The sequence below is a fragment of the Clostridium simiarum genome (assembly GCF_018919175.1).
Taxonomy (GTDB): domain Bacteria; phylum Bacillota; class Clostridia; order Clostridiales; family Clostridiaceae; genus Clostridium_L; species Clostridium_L simiarum.
In genome coordinates this window covers 1,054,583-1,073,211 of sequence record NZ_JAHLQL010000001.1, presented here as the reverse complement: position 1 = coordinate 1,073,211, position 18,629 = coordinate 1,054,583, and the positions used below count along the sequence as shown (strand labels likewise).

Below are 18,629 nucleotides of genomic sequence, written 5' to 3'. Positions count from 1 at the left end.
TATATATAATTTAAGCAGATATATAAGATCTATGATTTTGTATTAATATCTTCCAGAGAGTGGCTGTAGGTATTAGTGTTTGTAGCAAGGATAAATATATATAAGCTGTGCAAAAATTCTTGGGTTTTTGCACAGCTCTTTAACTTTTTATTAGCTTGTTAAAATATAAAAGTTATTATAAGTTCACTTATCACTTAGACATATAATAGCTTATTATATACAATATCCAGATGTGTATAGGATAAAATATATAGAAAAAATATTTTAAACCTAAGCCCTTTTTCCCATTATACATATGAATAAATAAAAGGGAGAACACCATCATCCATTGAAAATTTTCTGATAACAATGAAGTTAATGATATGCTTCCAAATAAAAATATGGTGGACAGTGATAAGAGTATATATAGAAGATCTCTTATTAATATTTTTTCTTTATAAAAATAGAAGATAAGAACCATACCTAAACCTAAAAAGCTAGCTTCAGAAAACATAGATAATATTGAAATTAATAATATTGAAATTAGGTTAGATTTTTTATCTTCATAAGAGATTTTATATTTTTCTATACTGTTTAGTAGCATAACACCCCAAAATAGAGATAAGAAGATATTATTATGTATACCTATGTTTTTAGCAGGAAAAATTAAGCTGTCTAAAAGTCTATTTCCTATTAACATAATTAGAGCAAATATAAAAAGCCTTTTAGCATAAGCAGTTTTGTTCTTAGTGTGAAAGTATCCTTCAATAAGTAAAAAGAAGAATATAGGGGCAACCACTCTTCCGATATATCTAAACCATAGGGGAGTTCCAGGAATGAATTCAGCCATATGATCCATAAACATAAATATACACATGATTATTTTTAGTTGAAAACTGTTTAATATCTTCATAATTCCTCCTAAACTATACAACAAATATGTATTTATTATATAGTATACTATATAATGATAAGAAATAAAAAAATAGAGTTATAATTAATCTAAAGAAAAATCATGAATAGTTTTTATTAATTTTATTGTTGGGGTGGAGATATTTTGCAGAATTTAAAAGTGAAACAAAAAAGTGTTTTTAAATTGGCTGGGGAGAGCTATAAGGATTTTAAAAAAGATTTTATAAAATATATGTGTTTTGAAAGTATTTTTAAAGTAGTTACAAGTTTTGTTTTAATGCCATTAATGGTCTATATTTTCCATAGAATAATTAAATCCTTAGGAGAATACTCCTTATCTAATGCTCAAATATTTAAAATAGGATTGAGTGCCAAGGGAATGGCAGGTCTTATTGTATTGACGCTATTAGCCACAATTATAGTTTTTATAGAATTTGGAGTTCTTATTTTAATATCTCAAAAAAGGCATTATGGAAAAAGTATATCAATTACAGGAGCTGTGATGAATACGGTAGTAAAAACTCCGAGAATCATAGGGTTTGGAAGTTTATTATTAAGTCTTTACTTACTGTTTCTAATGCCTTTTTCAGAATTTAATATAAGTTCATCACTTATAAGTAGTATAAAAATTCCTAAATTTATTGAAGAAGAGATATTCAAATCCTATTTATATACATTTTTATATTTAGCTTTTTCAATTTTATTATTATGGCTATTTGTAAGGATGATTTTTACAGTTCACTGTATAATAATTGAGAATAAAAATATAAGACCTGCTATTAAAAAGAGTTTTATTCTTACTAAAAAAAAGAGTTTGAGGATACTATTTGGTATAATAATTTTTAACTTAATGGCATTTATAGCTTTTGTATTAATAATAGGTGTCATATTAATATCTATATATTTATTATTTAAAGCCGCAGGGGTAGGCTTAGATTTAGATTTAGTCGAATATTATTTAATTATATTTTTAAGTGAAGTATTTTTCATATTTTCTTTAGTAGCAGCACCATTTGATATGACTTTTATTACTAGACTGTACTACAATAGGAGAAGAGAGCAGGAGGATGATTTAAAAGATGAAGTAACCGTAATTGAGTTTCCTAAGTTAGAATTTATAGATAACAAAGTTTATAGTTTTGTACTGAAAAGAAAAAGAATTATTACCTCTTTTACAGCCATATTTATATTAGGGAGTTCTGCATTGGGATATTTTATTAGTGATGATATAATGCTGCTTACCAAAAGTACTATGATAGCTGCACATAGGGGAGATAATAAATACGCTGTTGAAAATTCAATGGAATCTATAAAACTTTCTATAGAGAAAGGTTATGACTTTGTGGAGATAGATGTACAAGATACAAAAGATAGGGTAGTAGTATTAGCCCATGACAAAAGTCTGAAAAGGATAGCTGGAGTGAATGAAAATATAAAGGACTTGGATTATGAAGAACTTAAAAATATAAATATAAATTATGATTACTCAAATGGCAATGAATTTCAAAGGATTCCTACCCTTGAAGAGGTGCTTAAAGAAAGCAAGGGTAAGATAAAGCTTCTTATTGAGCTAAAACCTTATGGAGACAAGAGAAGGTTGGCAGAAGAAGTTATTTCCATATTAGAAAATTATAAAATGGGGGATCAATGCTATATACAATCTTTAGATTATGAGATATTACAGGAAGTAAGAAATATAAATAAAGATATAAAGCTTGGGTATATAATGTATTTAGCGGTAGGAGATTTAAGTAATTTGGATGTGAACTTTTATTCTATAGAGCAATCTTTACTTAATGAAAAATTTGTTAATAATGCTCATAAATTAAATAGACAGGTTTGGGTATGGACAGTAAATACAGATGAAGATATAAAAGAGGCATTAACATTTGGTGTGGATGGATTAATTACAGATAATCCTGAAGATGCAAAGGATATATTATCAGGGAAAAACGTAAATTAAAGAGAAAATTAAGAGGACTTTCAAAGGGGTTACCTTGGGAGGTCCTTTTAATTATAATCACAACACTGTTTTGTAAGAATCTTAATAAAGTGCATAGATAAATATGTAAAATATATGATATAATTACATAAAAGTAAAGTTATATTATTTCATCTAAAAATAAAATAAAGTTATATAATGACATGGATTTAATCATTTAAATCGTAGACATATAAAAGAGTTTGTGGAGGTGTTATTATGTATAATAATTCTATTTTAGAAAAAAATATTATGGTTCTAATAAAAAAAATAGAAAGCCTCAGAATAATTTTAAATGAAGCATTTATAAATGATGAAATAAGCTATGATGAAAAATTAAATATTAGTAGAGAAATGGATAAACTTATTAACGAATATTATAAGTTAAATAATAAGTATTTAAATATTGTAACAACCCATATAATTTAAAATTATATATACTATATATTTTGAAAGTCATACTCACACCTTAGTATGAAATTTTTGTGAAAACTATAGTTATAGTAATTTATTAATCAGTTCTATAATTTATCTTTCTTTAAAGCTGCAAGTTTGATTACATTATATAAAAAAGTTTGTTTTAGTAATCTTAAAAAGTCATTATTTCTATAGTAAATAATTCACTTAAAATAAAACCTTACTCTAAGAATCACTTAATTAAATGTTAGATATAAAAGTTTTCATAATATTAATATGATAAAGTTAATGGAAATTTGCCATTTATGGTATATAATAAACCTTGTAGGTATTACAATGAGGAGAGTTACAACATGAAAGACATTAACTATATTTTTAATGAGTCAAAAAGTAAGAGTAAAAATAAAATTTATAAAAAATTTTTAAAATTATATACTCCTACCCTTTCATTGGTTTTTGTTATATTAGTAATGATGATTACTATTGAGTGTAATAGAGTAATGCACATAATTTATTTTGCTATTTTAATTATAATAAATTTAATTATATGTTTTTATATGTTTAAAAGAAAAGAAGATAATTATAAACTTCAAATTGCATCAGATATATTTGAAAATTCTAGAGAAGCTATATTAGTTACAGATGGAAAACAAAATATAATTGTTGTTAATAAGGCTTTTCAAAGAATAACAGGGTATAGTATAGAAGATGTTATAGGTAAAAAACCTTCTTACTTTAAGTCTGGAATCCACGGAAAAGAGTTTTATAAGAAAATGTGGAATGATATAAATGAAAAGGGTATGTGGACAGGAGAAATATATGATAGAAGAAAGAGTGGAGAGTTGTATCCTAAATTTCTTACCATAAGCCTTATAAATAATAAGGAGGATAATAGTGTAAATTATGTAGGGATATTTGAGGATGTAACAGAAATTAAAAAGAAAGAGACTTATATAGAGCAGCTAAAGAGGTTTGATGAGGTAACAGGACTTGCAAATTATTTTCAACTTATAAATATGCTAGAGGACATGAGTAGAGAAGAAGAAGGAATTTTAATATGTATCAATATAGCAAATTATAGTGATTTAAATGCTATTTGTAGCTCAGAAAGTTTAAATAGTATAATGGTTTCTATTTCCAAGGAAATAATAGCTGTATTTAAGTATGCTTATGTAACTGCAAGGACAGATAAGGATGAATTTATATTAGTTATAAAAAATAGATTGGATTTAGATCAATTAATAAGTTATATTAATAAGCTTATAGACAAGCTTAAGGAACCTATACATATAGAAAATGAAGAGATTTTTATAAGTTTTTCTATGGGTATTACAGAAATTAAAAAAGAAAATGAGGAAGCAATAGAAGACTTTATCCAAAATGGTAGAATAGCAATGGAATTTGCTAAAAGTCAAGGAAACTATAATTATAAATTTTACTCTAATCATTTGAAGGATAGATATTTATATGAGGTAAAGATAGAAAATAATCTTAGACGTGCCATAGAAAATAACGAGTTCCATATAAAATATCAACCACAGGTAGATATTTATAATGAAAAAGTAGTAGGAGCAGAGGCTCTTTTAAGATGGGAAAATCAAGAGTTGGGTACGGTAACACCAGATAGATTTATATCGGTGGCAGAGAAAACAGGACTTATAAAAGAAATTGGAGAATGGGTAATTGATAGTGTGTGTAAATTTATTAAAGAGGACATGGTATCAATAAAAAGTAAGGTTCCTATATCAATTAATATATCGCCAGTACAATTTAAGTCACAGGACATACACAAAATAGTAAAAGGTTATGTAGACAGATATAATATACCAGCTAATATGTTGGAAATTGAAATAACTGAAGGTGTTATAATTGAAAATAGAGAAGAAATAAATGATAAACTTATTAAATTAAAAGAAATGGGTATAAACATAGCGTTAGATGATTTTGGTACAGGATATTCTTCATTAAGTTATTTAAGAAAAATGGAGATAGATAAGATAAAGATAGATAGAGAGTTTATAAAGGATTACCCTAAGGGGGATGACGGTGCTATTTCTAAAATAATAGTTAATTTATCTAAAGAACTAGGTACCAAGGTTATAGCTGAAGGAGTCGAAACAGTAGAACAACTAGAATTTATGAAAGAAATAAACTGTGCATTAATCCAGGGATACTACTATAGTCCACCTTTAGAGAAAAAAGAATTTATAAAATTTATAGCAAAGCACTAATATGAATAAAAGTAAAATTTTATTTTAGGGCTTTGCTATAAGCTCTTGAATGTTTTTTAGTAATTTAGTTTTCTTTTCTATTTCGTATTTTAAGTGTTCTATCTCATCTTTTTTTAAGATATTTTGTGACTTTAGCAATTTAAGCTCCTCTTCAAGGGGAGAGATTTCCTTCCTTTTTTCATTTATAATATTTTTATACATTATTCCTAGGGTATTACGCTTATTTATGTTATATTTAAATTTATATATGGTGTTTTTAAAATAATCTTTTAAGTTAGATATTAGATTTTTCAGCATATCAATAAATTTATCCATAAGAATTACCTCCTTGTAGTAATTTTTATGTAAAGCAAAGGAGAAAAATATGAGTTTATTAGATAACCTGCTAACTAAGATAATTAGATTATACAATAATTATAAGAAAGATGAAATAAAGTCATTAGAAAAACATAAGGATACTCTATTAAATTCTATAGAAAAAGAGAATAATAATAAGGTGATATTAGAGCAGGAAAAGGATATTTGGATAAATCAACATAAGTCTTTAGAAAATTCTTATATCATGCTTATTGAAATATTAAAAAATCAAGGAGTAGTATTTGAAATCCCAAACAGAGTACAAGAGGTAGAAGAATGGGACAACCTTGTTTTTAAGTATATAAATTCAAAATATTATTTTGTAAATAAAAATAGAGAGATAGTATGTGAAGTAGAAGACAAATATAAAGAAGCTATAAGACACATAGTGGACAACTATAAATATAGCCTCTTAGTAATAAGAAAAGATAAAAATAAGCTTAAGCTGCAGCTAAGGATAATTTTATCAAGTTGAGAAAGAACCTTGAATTTGAAGTTTTTCAAGGTTCTTTCTTTTATTTCTTTAGTAAAGAACTTTTGTACACAGCATAAATAAAGTTGTGATATAATAAAAAAATGTCATTTAGTTAAAGGTGTTTAACAAAGAATAGTATAAGAACATAAGTTTGACATGATTTTAATTAGGGTTTATACTATAAACCGTTAGCTATTAGAAAAAAAGATTGGTAATTTATGGAGGGAAAATGATTAAGTTTGTTGAATATAATGAAGTATTAGAGAATCCAAAAGAATATATACTAATAGATGTAAGATCTCCTAAGGAATTTAATGAAGCTACCATACCTGGAGCAGTTAATATACCTTTGTTTACCAATGAGGAAAGAGAAAAAATAGGATATGTCTATGTTAATGAAAGTGTAGAAAAAGCAAAACGTATTGGAATAGAAGCTATTTCTGCAAGACTTCCTTATATATATGATAGAATAGTATCTCTTTATAAACCTCATAAAAGATTGGCTTTTTTTTGTGCCAAAGGAGGCATGAGGAGCGGAAGTATAAGCTCTTTGATAAATTCTTTGGGATTTAACTCTTATAAGCTTAAAGGAGGATATAAAGGGTACAGAGATTTTATTAATAAGCAATTACCTCTAATAAATGAAGACATAAAATATATAGTGATTCATGGAAAAACAGGTACTGGGAAAACAGAAATATTAAGTAGGTTAAGGGAAAAAGGTTTTGATGTTCTGGATTTAGAGTATGCTGCTAATCACAGAGGATCTCTTTTAGGAAACGTAGGACTTGGGGAATGTAGAAGTCAGAAGATGTTTGAGTCTTTAGTTTATGAAGAATTAAGTCTTAGAAAAAGCAAGTATGTTTTTGTTGAAGGTGAAAGTAAGAGGATAGGACGTATAATAATTTCCCAATGCATTTTTAACAAAATGAATGAAGGGTATCATGTATATTTAGAAGGTGATGTCTCTTTTAGAAGAGAAAATTTATTAAGGGAATATACATCTCCTGATAATGCTGATATGGAAATAATTGAAGATTTAGAAGCCATGAAAAAACATATAAGTGAAAAAAATATAATTAGATATAAAGATATGATAATGAATAGGGAGTATGATAAGGTCTGTGAAGAGCTTATGATAAAATATTACGATCCTATGTATATAAATTCCATGAAAAAACATGAATTTGTGGAAAAAATGTATATAGAAAGCATAGAAGATGGAGTAAATAAACTCCAAAAATGGTTTGAAGATAATTTACAGCTGGAGGGGTAAAATGGATAGGGAATTAGAAAATGGCATAAAGTACGATGTAACGGATTTAACTTCTCTTGAAAAACTGGAACCAGTAAGGGTAAGACCTGGTATGTATATTGGTTCAACTGGTACTAAGGGATTACATCATTGCATATGGGAAATATTAGATAATGCCATAGATGAGATTACTAATGGCTATGGAACCACTGCTACTATAATTTTAAATAAAGATAAAAGTGTTACTATAATTGATGATGGTAGAGGAATTCCTACAGGTATTCATCCTTTAAAGAAGAAGTCTGGTGTAGAAATGGTGTTTACTGAGCTGCACACTGGAGGAAAGTTTGACAATAAAAATTATAAAACCTCAGGAGGACTTCATGGGGTAGGAGCCTCTGTAGTTAATGCTCTATCAGAATGGATGGAAGTTGAGGTATATAAGGATTCTAAAATATATAGACAAAGATTTTCTTATGCTTTTGATAAAGAGTTAAAGAAAAATATGCCTGGAACTCCTGTAACTCCTTTAAAAGTAGTAGATAAATGTAATCATACAGGAACTAAGGTAACATTTTTACCAGATAAAGAAGTCTTTAGTACAGTGGATTTTAAGTTTGATATAATAGACGAAAGACTTAGAGAATTGGCATTCCAAAATAAAGGCATAAGACTAAAATTTATAGATAACAGAAAAGAAGAGACAATGGAAAAGGAGTATTTCTCAGAAAGAGGGCTCTTAGATTTTATAGAATATTTAAATGAAAGCAAAACGGCAATTCACAATGATCCTATTATTTTTGAAGGTGAAAAGAATATAGAAAACATAAATATGTATGCAGAAGTATGTATTCAATTTACTGATTCAACTACAGAGCATATAGCAAGTTATGTAAATAACATACCTACCACAGAGGCTGGTACCCATGAAACAGGATTTAAAACTGGTATGACTAGAGCCTTTAAAGAGTGGGCAAAAAAGTTAAATCTTATAAAAGATAAGGATAAGGAATTTGAAGGAGACGATCTTAGAGAGGGTATGACTGCAATCATAAGAATAAAAATAAGCAACCCTATATTTGAAGGTCAGACTAAAACTAAACTAGGTAATGCTGAAGCATATACTATGATGAATGAATTAGCTTACACAAAGCTCAGTGAGTGGGTAGAGGATAACAAGGAATTAGCTCAAAATATAATGAGTAATGCTCAAGAAGCAGCTCAAAGAAGAGAAAAGATAAAAAAGATAAATGAGGCAGAAAAGAAAAAAATAGGTAGAGGTACAGCACCATTAGCAGGCAAAATAGCTGTATGTACCTTGAAAGATAAAAGCTTTAGTGAATTCATTGTGGTGGAAGGAGATTCTGCTGGAGGAAGTGCAAAACAAGCTAGAGATAGAAGGTTTCAAACTATAATGCCTTCTAAAGGTAAAATAATGAATACTGAAAAACAAAAGCTAGAAAATGTTTTAGCTAGTGAAGAGCTAAAAATATTTAATACTGCCATAGGAGTAGGTACTTTGGATAACTACAAAGAAGGAGATCTAAAATATAACAAAATAATCATCCTAAGTGATGCGGATGTAGATGGATATCATATCAGAACCCTTTGGATGACTTATATATATAGGTACATGAGACCACTTATAACTAATGGACATTTGTATATAGCTCAGCCACCTTTATATAAGGTATATAGGATGGCTAAAAAAGGAGAAGTACATAAATATGCCTATAGTGATGAAGAATTAGCTCAGGCCAAAAAACAAATTGGTAAGGGAGCTCTTATCCAAAGGTACAAAGGTCTAGGAGAGATGAATCCAGACCAATTATGGGAAACTACTTTAAATCCTGAAACAAGAACTCTTCACAAAGTAACCATAGATGATGCAGCAAAAGCAGAAAAAATGGTTTCACTACTTATGGGAGATATAGTAGAACCAAGAAAAAATTATATGTATAAATACGCAGAGTTTTAAAAAATAAACTGGTTATCAGTTTATTTTTTAACTGTACTTTATATTTTTCTATTTAAACATTAGATTAAAGCGAGGTTGAAATATATGGCGAAAAAGTTTAATATTCCACAGGATAATAATATAGTGGAGATTCCTCTAGAGGAAGCTATGCCAGAAAATTATTTGCCCTATGCAGTGGAGGTGGCAAAGGATAGAGCTCTTCCTGATGTAAGGGATGGGCTTAAGCCTGTTCATAGAAGAATACTTTATGGCGCATATCTTTTAAAGGCTTTTCCTGATAAGCCTTATTTTAAATCTGCAAGGATAGTAGGGGATATTCTAGGTAAGTTTCATCCACACGGAGATACTTCTGTATACGATGCCATGGTAATATTAGCACAGGATTTTAGTACTAGATATAAATTAATAGATGGTCACGGAAACTGGGGGAGTACAGATGGTGATGGTGCTGCAGCTATGCGTTACACAGAGGCAAGACTAGCTCCATTAGCCCTACAAATGATTAGAGATATAGACAAAGATGTAGTGGATATGGTTCCGAACTATTCTGACACAGAAATAGAACCTAGTGTACTGCCTTCAAGATATCCCAATCTTTTAGTAAATGGGACTTTTGGTATAGCGGTTGGATTAGCTACTAATATACCACCACATAACCTTAAAGAGGTTATAGATGCTAGTGTAGAGCTGATGGAAAATCAGGATATAACTACTAGGGAGTTAATGAAATACATAAAGGGACCGGATTTACCTACAGGAGGAATTATTCTAGGACGTGAATCACTTTTATCAGCTTATGAAACAGGGGAAGGTAAGGTTACTTTAAGAGCGAAGACGTCCATTGAAAAATTAGATAATGGAAGGTTTGGTATAGTTATAACAGAATTCCCTTATAGGAGAAATAAGGCAAAGATACTACAAACTATATCGGACATGACAGGAGATAAGAGGCATGCAAAATATTTAGATGCTATAGCAGATATAAGAGATGAGTCAGATAGAAATGGTATTAGGGCTGTAGTAGAATTAAAGAAGGCTGCAGATTATGAAATTGCAGAAAAGATATTAAAATATCTTTTTAAGAAAACGGACCTTCAATGTAATGTTAACTTTAACATGGTAGCTATAGCCGATGGTAAGCCAGAAACACTAGGATTAAAGTCAATACTAAAACATTATGTTAGTCATCAAAAGGAAGTAGTAAGAAGAAGGACAGAAAAGGAATTAGATATAGCGGAAAAAAGATTCCATATAGTTGAAGGTTTTATAAAGGCTATTGGAGTTATGGATGAGATAATAGCACTTATAAGAGCTTCAAGTTCTAAAAAGGATGCGGGAAACAAATTAATGGAGAGATTCTCCTTTTCTAAAGAACAGGCAGAAGCTATATTAGAACTTATGTTATATAGACTTACTGGTCTTGAAATAAAAGTTTTTGAAAAGGAATATAAAGAACTCTCAAAGATTATAAAAGCTTTAAGAAAAATACTGGAAGATGAAAAAGAACTTTTAAAGGTTATAAAAGAGGAACTTTTAGAAATAAGAGATACCTATGGAGATAATAGAAGAACAGAAATAATAGAAGATGATAGTGAGGCTAAAATAGATATAGAAGAACTATTAGTGGTGGAAGATATTATGATTACTATTTCAAAGGATGGATTTATAAAGAGGGTCCCAATGAAGTCCTATAATAGAATAAATAGTGACATGACAGATATAGAATATAGAGAAGGGGACTACGGCAAATTCTTAATATCTTCAAATACAAAAGATACCATACTATTGTTTACTGCTAAGGGCCAAATGTATCAAATAAGAGGTAATGATATACCAGAATGTAGATGGAAAGAGAAAGGTGAAAGGCTGGATTCCCTAATAAAAGGACTAGATCTAGAAGAAGAACTCATAATAGATGCTTACTCTATTGAAAATTTCACTGCTAGTTTAGACTTTATATTTTTCACTAGTAAAGGAAATATAAAAAAGACATCTTTAGACAAGTTCCAAACAAATTACTCCAAGTATTTAGCTTTAAAATTAAAAGAGGGAGATAATTTAATAGATGTAAAATTAGTAGAAAAGGAAAGAGAAGAATTATTTATTAATGTAGCTACTAAGAAAGGACTTCAATTTACCCTAGAAGAACCAAAGTTGGAAGCAGTAGATAGAAATATTTTAGGGCAACAGGTATTCTTGTTATGTTCAGATGATGAAGTAATAAAAATAGAATATGTTAAAGAAATGAATTATTCAGAATTCATAATAGGGGTTAATAAAAATGGGGACTTAAAATTATTCCAAAGAAATAGAGAAGAGTCCTATAAAAAGACATTTACTAAGAGCAATGAGTTTATAATTATTTTTACTGATAGGGCAGTTGCCTATAAAATACCGGCCTTTATGATTCAAAACATAGGGGATAATAAAGTGAATCTTCAGGATATAGTGGATGGGTTTGTTAAAGGAAAAGAAAAAGTTATTAATATAATATCCTTAAAAGATTTTACTGAGGAAATCTACATGTATTTCTTTACTAAAAAGGGTATGGTTAAAAAGACTAAGCTTAAAGAGTTAGATGATGAGTATATGGAGACACAAGTATACAAATATAAATATGAAGATGACGCTCTTGTTGCTGTAGAGTTTGGAAAAGGAGATACTGAAGAAATAATAATAATTACAGAGAAGGGAATGGGTATCAAATTTTCATCAGAAAGTATAAAAGAAATGGGTAAGATAGCATCTGGAGTTACAGGAATAAGTTTAAAAGAAGAGGATAAGGTTATTTTCGGAATTTTGACAGAAAAATATGAAACTTTAAGCAAAAGAATATGCTATAATAATGAAATAGCTTTAACATCCAATACAATAGAGAGTATAATATTAGTATCTGCTAAAGGCGAAGATAAGAAGTTGCAGATTGAAGATATGAAACTTCAAAACAGAGCAGGACGAGGAAATAGTCTTATTATGATAGTAATGGGGGACTACATAAAAGACATAAAATTGAAATAATAATGGGGAGATTCAAATGAGAAAGATATCTTTTACTGAAATTGAAGAATTGTTAATTGAAAATCCAGTAGTAGCAGCCATAAGAAATGATAATGATTTAGAAGCGGTACTTGAAAGTAAAGTTTTAATAGTCTTTGTACTTTATGGTAACATAATGAACCTAGCAGACATATGCAACAAATTAAAAGATAAGGGCAAGATAGTATTTGTTCACCTTGATCTCATTGAAGGTTTAAAAGGAGATCATATAGGTATAGAATTCATTAAAAAGTATGTGGATCCATTAGGGATATTAACAACAAAACCTTCCAATGTAAAGCATGCTAAGGCTATTGGGCTTTATGCTATACAAAGAGTTTTTATGGTAGATTCACTTTCTTTGGTAACAGGTATAAAAAATATTAACGATGTTAAGCCTAATGCCGTAGAGGTAATGCCAGGAATAGTAAATGATATTATAAGTCATATGGTGAATAAACTAAATGTACCTATAATTGCAGGTGGGTTGGTAAGTGATAAAAAAGATGTAATGGGAGCCCTGAAATCAGGTGCTCTTGCTATCTCAACTACCAAAAGAGAATTATGGAGTCTTTGATTAGTTATTTATTTTATAGCGTCTTAATTATAACTTAATATAAAAGTGAGGTGAGGCTTCCTGATAAATCAGGAAGGGTTTATGAAAAAAGTTTTAGTTTTTTTAGCAGAAGGATTCGAGGAAATAGAAGCATTAACAGTAGTAGACGTTCTAAGAAGGGCAGAGGTTACTTGTGATACTTGCTCTCTTAATGATGAGTATATAAAAGGTGCTCATGGAATTGAGGTAAAAGCAGACAAAAATATAATGGATGAGGACTTAAAAACTTATGATGCAGTTATTCTTCCGGGAGGTATGCCTGGAGCAGAGAACCTAAAAAATAATACAAGGGTATTGGAAACTATAAAAGAGTTTTATGCTAATGGTAAGTTAGTAGGAGCTATATGTGCAGCGCCTATAGCTCTAGAAGAAGCTGGTATAATAAAAGGAACTAAGGTTACCTCCTACCCGAGCTTCAGAGAAAAACTTGGAAATTCAATATATAAGGAAGAAGCGGTAGTAGAGGATGTAAATATATTGACAAGCAGAGGCCCTTATACTGCTTTAGAATTTGCCTATGCCATATTAACTAAACTGGGAGAAGAAGAAAAAGTAGATGAATTAAAAGATTCAATGCTCTATAATATGTATAAAAAGTAGATATAAAAATAAAGTTGTTCAATGGGGGTTGAATAACTTTATTTTTATTTAATATTAGTTCTTATCTTAATATTAGGGAAGTGTAGAAAGACTAGAATTATTCTTTAAAAATTATAAACTTATTAATAATAAAGCAGGCTGTTCCAGTAACCATGAAGGAAAAGAGCTTTACTATATTAGCCCAAAGAATTTTATTTATATTGAATATATTATATAATGTAAGGGTTGATAATATTAGACTATCTGCTAACATGGATATACCAAGTACTGTTACATATTTTACATAGGAACTATTATGGCTTTTAAAAGTAAATGCTCTATTTAAAAAATATCCTGTAGTAGAATATGCAAAAAAAGATATTATATTAAAGAGAGCTAGGAATTTACCACTATAAATTTTAAATAAATACATTAAAATATTAACTATGCTAAAGTCTACTAAAAAATTAACAGTACCTACTAAGGCATAACTTATCATTTCAGTAAAAACTTTTTTATTTGTAAAAAATTTCATGTTTATCACCTAAATATAGTATAGCATTAAGAAGCAGAAAATACACATTAATTTACTAAAGCTAAGAAATAAAAGAGGGGAGAAGGATTTATTGAAAAAATGGTATATAAAAAATAAAAAAATAGATTATAAAATCATATCTCAAAGATTTGGTATTAGCGAAATTATTAGTAAGTTGCTTGTTAATAGAGATATTGTTGAGGACAATTTATTAAAAAACTTTATACATCCAAGCTTAGAAAACCTACATAATCCAAGACTTATGCAAGATTTAGAGAAAGCCGCTCAGATAATAAAAGATAAAATCAGTTCAAAAGATAAAATTAGAATTATAGGAGACTATGATGTGGATGGGGTCATAAGTAGTTATATACTCTTTGAGTCTCTAAAAAGATGTGGTGCAGATGTGGATTATGAAATTCCAGATAGAATAAAGGATGGCTATGGTATAAATATAGACATTGTAAATAAATCAAAAGAAGATGGAATAGATACAATTATTACCTGTGATAATGGTATTTCAGCTATAGATCCTATAAAACATGCTAAAGATTTAGGTATAACTGTAATAGTTACTGATCATCATAATATTCCATTTGTAGAAAATGAAAGTGGTAATAGGGTATTTATAAGTTCAAAGGCCGATGCTATAATAAACCCTAAACAAGATAAATGTAAGTATAAGTTTAAAAGTTTATGTGGAGCAGGTGTAGTATTTAAACTAATAGAAGTTCTTTATGAAGAATTAGAAATAGATAAAAAAGAATGTTATAAATTCATTGAATTTGTTGCTATTGCTACAGTTTGTGATGTTGTTGATTTAGTAGATGAGAATAGAATTTTTGTTAAAAATGGTATTGAGATGTTAAATAAAACAGAAAATATAGGACTAAAGGCATTAATAAAAGAAACAGGCATAGAGAATAAGACCATATCTACTTATCATCTGGGTTTTGTTATAGGTCCATGTATAAACGCTTCTGGAAGACTTGATAATGCTAAAAAAGGTCTTAGATTACTTATTACAAAGGATGAAAAAGAAGCAAATATTCTAGCAAAAGAGCTTTATGAATTGAATCAACAAAGAAAAGACATGACTCAAAAAGGTGTGGAAAAAGCTATTGAATTAGTAGAAACTACTGATATAAGAAAAGATAAGGTATTTGTTATACATATTCCAGAGGTTCATGAAAGTTTAGCAGGAATAGTGGCAGGAAGAATAAGGGAAAAATATAATGTCCCTACTATTATAGTTACAAAGTCTGAGGATAAATCTAAAGGCTCAGGAAGATCCATAGAAGGATATGATATGTTTGAAGAACTACTAAAGTGTAAGAGTTTATTAGATAGATTTGGGGGACATCCTATGGCTGCAGGATTATCCTTAGAAACTTATAATATAGAACCATTAAGAAGAAAATTAAATGAATTAACAGAGCTTACAGAGGAGGATTTAACACCTAAAGTTAATCTAGATATGCAATTGCCATTGGATTGTGTAAATTATGACTTAATACAGGATTTAAGGACATTAGAACCTTTTGGTAAAGCTAATCCTAAGCCATTATTTGGAGAAAAAAATATTAGGCTAATAAGAGGGAGTATTTTAGGACAAAATAGAAACGTATTAAAATTAAAGTTACTAACTAGAAATGGAAGTTGTATTGATGGGATATACTTTGGGGATATTGAAGAATTTGAAAAAGTGGTAATAGATAAATATGGAGCAGATGAATTAGATAGGTTATATCAAGGAAAAAATAACAATATTAATTTAGATATAGCATTTTATCCAGATATAAATGAATATAATGGAAATATAAGTATACAGCTTGTAATTGAAAATTTTAGATAAACTGTTCAAGGGTAGCCATAAGCTACCCTTATTTATTAGATTTTATTTAAAATAACCTCAATTTAATAGATAATTTGTTGATATTTGATAAAATTTACACTTTTATAAAAGAATTTATGTATAAAAATAAAAGGGCATTAAGAGGAAATAAATGTCTTTTAAAGAATTATGTTATATACATAAAGGAATAAATTTATAGAGGAGTAATTTTGATGCAAATATATAACAATAGTACAATTCAAATAGTAATAGAAGCTTTACCTTATTATGTAATTATAATAGATGAAAAAGGTGAGATTACTCACTTGAATAAATTAGCTGAGAAAAATTTTCTTAATTATAATAAGGATTTGATTGGTGTTAATATATTTGATATTTTCCATTACCATAATATAAAATTATTAAATGACTTTGTTATTTTTAAAGATATAAATCCAATAAAAAAGACTATAGATGAGGGGGTTGGAGTAAAAGATTTTAGTATTAAATATGATAAAAAGGATAAAAGCATAATTTTTAATATGAATAGCCAACCTTTAATAGATAATGGTGAAATAAAAGGAGCTTTACTCTCTTTCTCAGATATTACAGAAGAGTATATAAAAAATGACAGGATAAGTAAGGAAAGAGAGCAATTTATAAGCCTTTCTACAGAATTAAAAGCAAAGTGCAATATAATAGAAATACTTAGGTCTAGAGAAAAAGAGCATTTAGTGTATCTAAAAGATGTTATAAGTAATATATCCGAAGGACTTATAGTTTTAGATGCTAATGATGAATTTAATTTTTGCAATAGGGCTATCTATAGAATCTTAAATGTAAAGGATGTAGATAGCATTGATTTAAGAATATTAAAGGATAAGTTTATCTTTGAAGATCTATATACTAAGGGATTTGAGCCTACAGATTATTTTAAATATTGTATAGTAAATCGAAAAATGGTTAAAAATGTTATTTTTAGACTTATTGATAAGGTAAATAAAAGGATAAAATATATAGAATACAATAGTAATCCTATAATGAATAAGAATAGAGAAGTTTTGTACACTATAATTACTATAAAGGATGTTACAGAAATAAAAGAGCATGAGTTTTTTATAGAAGAGCAATCAACCTTTATAAAAGATTTGGTAAATGCTGTGGATATACCTATGGCAGTTATAGATTATCCTTCATTAAAGATAAAGCTTGCAAATAAAAATTTTGAAGTGTTTACAAAGTATATACTAAAAGGAGAAAAAAATATAAACATTAACCATAATTACTGGAAAGATTTATTTTCTGAGGTAGAAGATAATACTATTATTGAGGCTTTAGAATACTGTGGAAAGATAGGAAAAGAGTATACCTGTTCACCTTATGCTATAAAAGATTTTAATGGTAAGGACAGGTTTTATAAGATTAAATTTATGCCCTATAATCTTAATGGGGATTGTACAAGTGGTATATATATTTATGCCTCTGATATTACAGAAGAGATAAATCATAGTATTGAATTAGAAAATGTAACTAGGTTAAAAGATGAGTTTTTTACTGTAATATCTCACGAATTAAGAACTCCTCTTACTATAATCTATTCTTCCTTGCAGTTAGCTTATAATATATATTTCGAAGAAATAACCCCAAATGTAGATAAAACTTTATCTAGAATAAGCCAAAATTGTGGAAGGCTTTTAAAGCTAGTAAATAATATACTTGACATATCTAAGGCAGAGGCTGGATTTTTAAATTTAAATCCTTTAAATTTTGATGCGGTGGTTATTACAGAACATGTAGTAACCTCTGTAAATCATTACGCTAATTGTAAAGATATAAATCTAATATTTGACACCTCAGATGAAGAGTATACAGTAACTATGGATAAGGAAAAATACGAGAAAATATTACTGAATTTAATATCTAACGCTATGAAATTTACACCAGAAGGAAACACAATACTTGTGGAACTTAATTTTATTAATGGGGATATGTATCTTACTGTAAGGGATGAAGGTATAGGAATACCAGAGGATAAGATTGGCTTTATATTTGATAGATTTGCTCAGGTAAATAGTTCTCTATCTAGAAGAGCAGAAGGGACAGGTATAGGATTGTCTCTTGTAAAAAAGTTAGTGGAACTTATGGGAGGGAGTATTGAGGTAAAAAGTAGAGTAAATATAGGCAGTGAATTCACTATAATGTTCCCAAAGAATATAATAGAAATTAGAGGAGAAAACAGTTATACTATAATAGATGAATATATGAGTGATAAAATTAACATAGAATTTTCTGATGTTTAAGTCATAATGATCCTTTTTTAAACCTCATCTTAAATTATGAAGGTTAGCTTTTCAATAGTATTAGAATTAGTAAACATCAGATAAATAATAAATATTGGATTTACAAAGGAACTAATTTTATTTCTATGTAGCAACATATTAAGG

At 28.4% G+C, this 18,629-nt stretch carries 14 protein-coding genes; 11 read left to right on the top strand and 3 right to left on the bottom strand.

Going from position 1 to position 18,629, the window contains the following annotated elements; genetic code table 11:
* Positions 1–190: 190 nt before the first annotated feature.
* On the bottom strand, positions 191–892 hold the full coding sequence (locus KQI89_RS05145) for a TraX family protein (RefSeq protein WP_246582954.1): 702 nt from the start codon (positions 890–892) through the stop codon (positions 191–193).
* Positions 893–1,036: 144 nt separating this feature from the next.
* Between KQI89_RS05145 and KQI89_RS05140 the strand changes: the two genes are divergently transcribed.
* From KQI89_RS05140 to KQI89_RS05130, 3 genes are all read left to right on the top strand, one after another.
* Complete coding sequence (locus KQI89_RS05140) at positions 1,037–2,854, top strand: glycerophosphodiester phosphodiesterase (protein WP_216456164.1); 1,818 nt, start codon at positions 1,037–1,039, stop codon at positions 2,852–2,854.
* Positions 2,855–3,091: 237 nt separating this feature from the next.
* Complete coding sequence (locus tag KQI89_RS05135; RefSeq protein ID WP_032122063.1) at positions 3,092–3,301, top strand: aspartyl-phosphate phosphatase Spo0E family protein; 210 nt, start codon at positions 3,092–3,094, stop codon at positions 3,299–3,301.
* Positions 3,302–3,642: 341 nt separating this feature from the next.
* Entirely contained in the window at positions 3,643–5,520 is a 1,878-nt protein-coding gene (locus KQI89_RS05130) for a sensor domain-containing protein (protein WP_216456163.1), read from the top strand.
* Between the two features lie 24 nt (positions 5,521–5,544).
* Here KQI89_RS05130 and KQI89_RS05125 read toward each other — a convergent pair whose 3' ends face one another.
* Positions 5,545–5,835, bottom strand: a complete 291-nt coding sequence (locus tag KQI89_RS05125; protein ID WP_216456162.1) for a hypothetical protein — start codon at positions 5,833–5,835, stop codon at positions 5,545–5,547.
* 49 nt (positions 5,836–5,884) lie between these two features.
* Between KQI89_RS05125 and KQI89_RS05120 the strand changes: the two genes are divergently transcribed.
* From KQI89_RS05120 to KQI89_RS05095, 6 genes are all read left to right on the top strand, one after another.
* A complete protein-coding gene (locus KQI89_RS05120) occupies positions 5,885–6,352 on the top strand; it encodes a hypothetical protein (protein WP_216456161.1) in 468 nt (155 codons plus the stop codon).
* A gap of 229 nt (positions 6,353–6,581) precedes the next feature.
* Positions 6,582–7,628: a tRNA 2-selenouridine(34) synthase MnmH gene (gene mnmH / locus KQI89_RS05115; protein ID WP_216456160.1), complete on the top strand. Its 1,047-nt coding sequence runs from the start codon at positions 6,582–6,584 to the stop codon at positions 7,626–7,628.
* A gap of 1 nt (position 7,629) precedes the next feature.
* Complete coding sequence (locus tag KQI89_RS05110; RefSeq protein ID WP_216456159.1) at positions 7,630–9,585, top strand: DNA gyrase/topoisomerase IV subunit B; 1,956 nt, start codon at positions 7,630–7,632, stop codon at positions 9,583–9,585.
* Positions 9,586–9,669: 84 nt separating this feature from the next.
* A complete protein-coding gene (locus KQI89_RS05105) occupies positions 9,670–12,603 on the top strand; it encodes a DNA topoisomerase IV subunit A (RefSeq protein ID WP_216456158.1) in 2,934 nt (977 codons plus the stop codon).
* A 16-nt stretch (positions 12,604–12,619) separates the two neighbouring features.
* On the top strand, positions 12,620–13,198 hold the full coding sequence (locus KQI89_RS05100; protein WP_032122056.1) for a glycerol-3-phosphate responsive antiterminator: 579 nt from the start codon (positions 12,620–12,622) through the stop codon (positions 13,196–13,198).
* Between the two features lie 81 nt (positions 13,199–13,279).
* A complete protein-coding gene (locus KQI89_RS05095; protein ID WP_032122055.1) occupies positions 13,280–13,837 on the top strand; it encodes a DJ-1 family glyoxalase III in 558 nt (185 codons plus the stop codon).
* A gap of 97 nt (positions 13,838–13,934) precedes the next feature.
* Here the strand turns inward: KQI89_RS05095 and KQI89_RS05090 are convergent, their stop codons facing one another.
* Positions 13,935–14,351, bottom strand: coding sequence for a GtrA family protein (locus KQI89_RS05090; RefSeq protein WP_216456157.1), 417 nt, complete (start codon positions 14,349–14,351; stop codon positions 13,935–13,937).
* Between the two features lie 91 nt (positions 14,352–14,442).
* Between KQI89_RS05090 and recJ the strand changes: the two genes are divergently transcribed.
* Positions 14,443–16,206 carry a single-stranded-DNA-specific exonuclease RecJ gene (gene recJ / locus KQI89_RS05085; protein WP_216456156.1) on the top strand — a complete coding sequence of 588 codons (1,764 nt, stop codon included), beginning with the start codon at positions 14,443–14,445 and terminating at the stop codon, positions 16,204–16,206.
* Between the two features lie 212 nt (positions 16,207–16,418).
* Entirely contained in the window at positions 16,419–18,485 is a 2,067-nt protein-coding gene (locus KQI89_RS05080; protein ID WP_216456155.1) for a PAS domain-containing sensor histidine kinase, read from the top strand.
* Positions 18,486–18,629: the final 144 nt, after the last annotated feature.

What these genes read in the sequence shown, in the direction of transcription:
- KQI89_RS05145 (WP_246582954.1), bottom strand. Translation starts at nt 892, where the DNA reads ATGAAGATATTAAACAGTTTTCAACTAAAAATAATCATGTGTATATTT.
- KQI89_RS05135 (WP_032122063.1), top strand. Translation starts at nt 3,092, where the DNA reads ATGTATAATAATTCTATTTTAGAAAAAAATATTATGGTTCTAATAAAA.
- KQI89_RS05130 (WP_216456163.1), top strand. Translation starts at nt 3,643, where the DNA reads ATGAAAGACATTAACTATATTTTTAATGAGTCAAAAAGTAAGAGTAAA.
- KQI89_RS05125 (WP_216456162.1), bottom strand. Translation starts at nt 5,835, where the DNA reads ATGGATAAATTTATTGATATGCTGAAAAATCTAATATCTAACTTAAAA.
- KQI89_RS05120 (WP_216456161.1), top strand. Translation starts at nt 5,885, where the DNA reads ATGAGTTTATTAGATAACCTGCTAACTAAGATAATTAGATTATACAAT.
- mnmH (WP_216456160.1), top strand. Translation starts at nt 6,582, where the DNA reads ATGATTAAGTTTGTTGAATATAATGAAGTATTAGAGAATCCAAAAGAA.
- KQI89_RS05110 (WP_216456159.1), top strand. Translation starts at nt 7,630, where the DNA reads ATGGATAGGGAATTAGAAAATGGCATAAAGTACGATGTAACGGATTTA.
- KQI89_RS05105 (WP_216456158.1), top strand. Translation starts at nt 9,670, where the DNA reads ATGGCGAAAAAGTTTAATATTCCACAGGATAATAATATAGTGGAGATT.
- KQI89_RS05100 (WP_032122056.1), top strand. Translation starts at nt 12,620, where the DNA reads ATGAGAAAGATATCTTTTACTGAAATTGAAGAATTGTTAATTGAAAAT.
- KQI89_RS05095 (WP_032122055.1), top strand. Translation starts at nt 13,280, where the DNA reads ATGAAAAAAGTTTTAGTTTTTTTAGCAGAAGGATTCGAGGAAATAGAA.
- KQI89_RS05090 (WP_216456157.1), bottom strand. Translation starts at nt 14,351, where the DNA reads ATGAAATTTTTTACAAATAAAAAAGTTTTTACTGAAATGATAAGTTAT.
- KQI89_RS05080 (WP_216456155.1), top strand. Translation starts at nt 16,419, where the DNA reads ATGCAAATATATAACAATAGTACAATTCAAATAGTAATAGAAGCTTTA.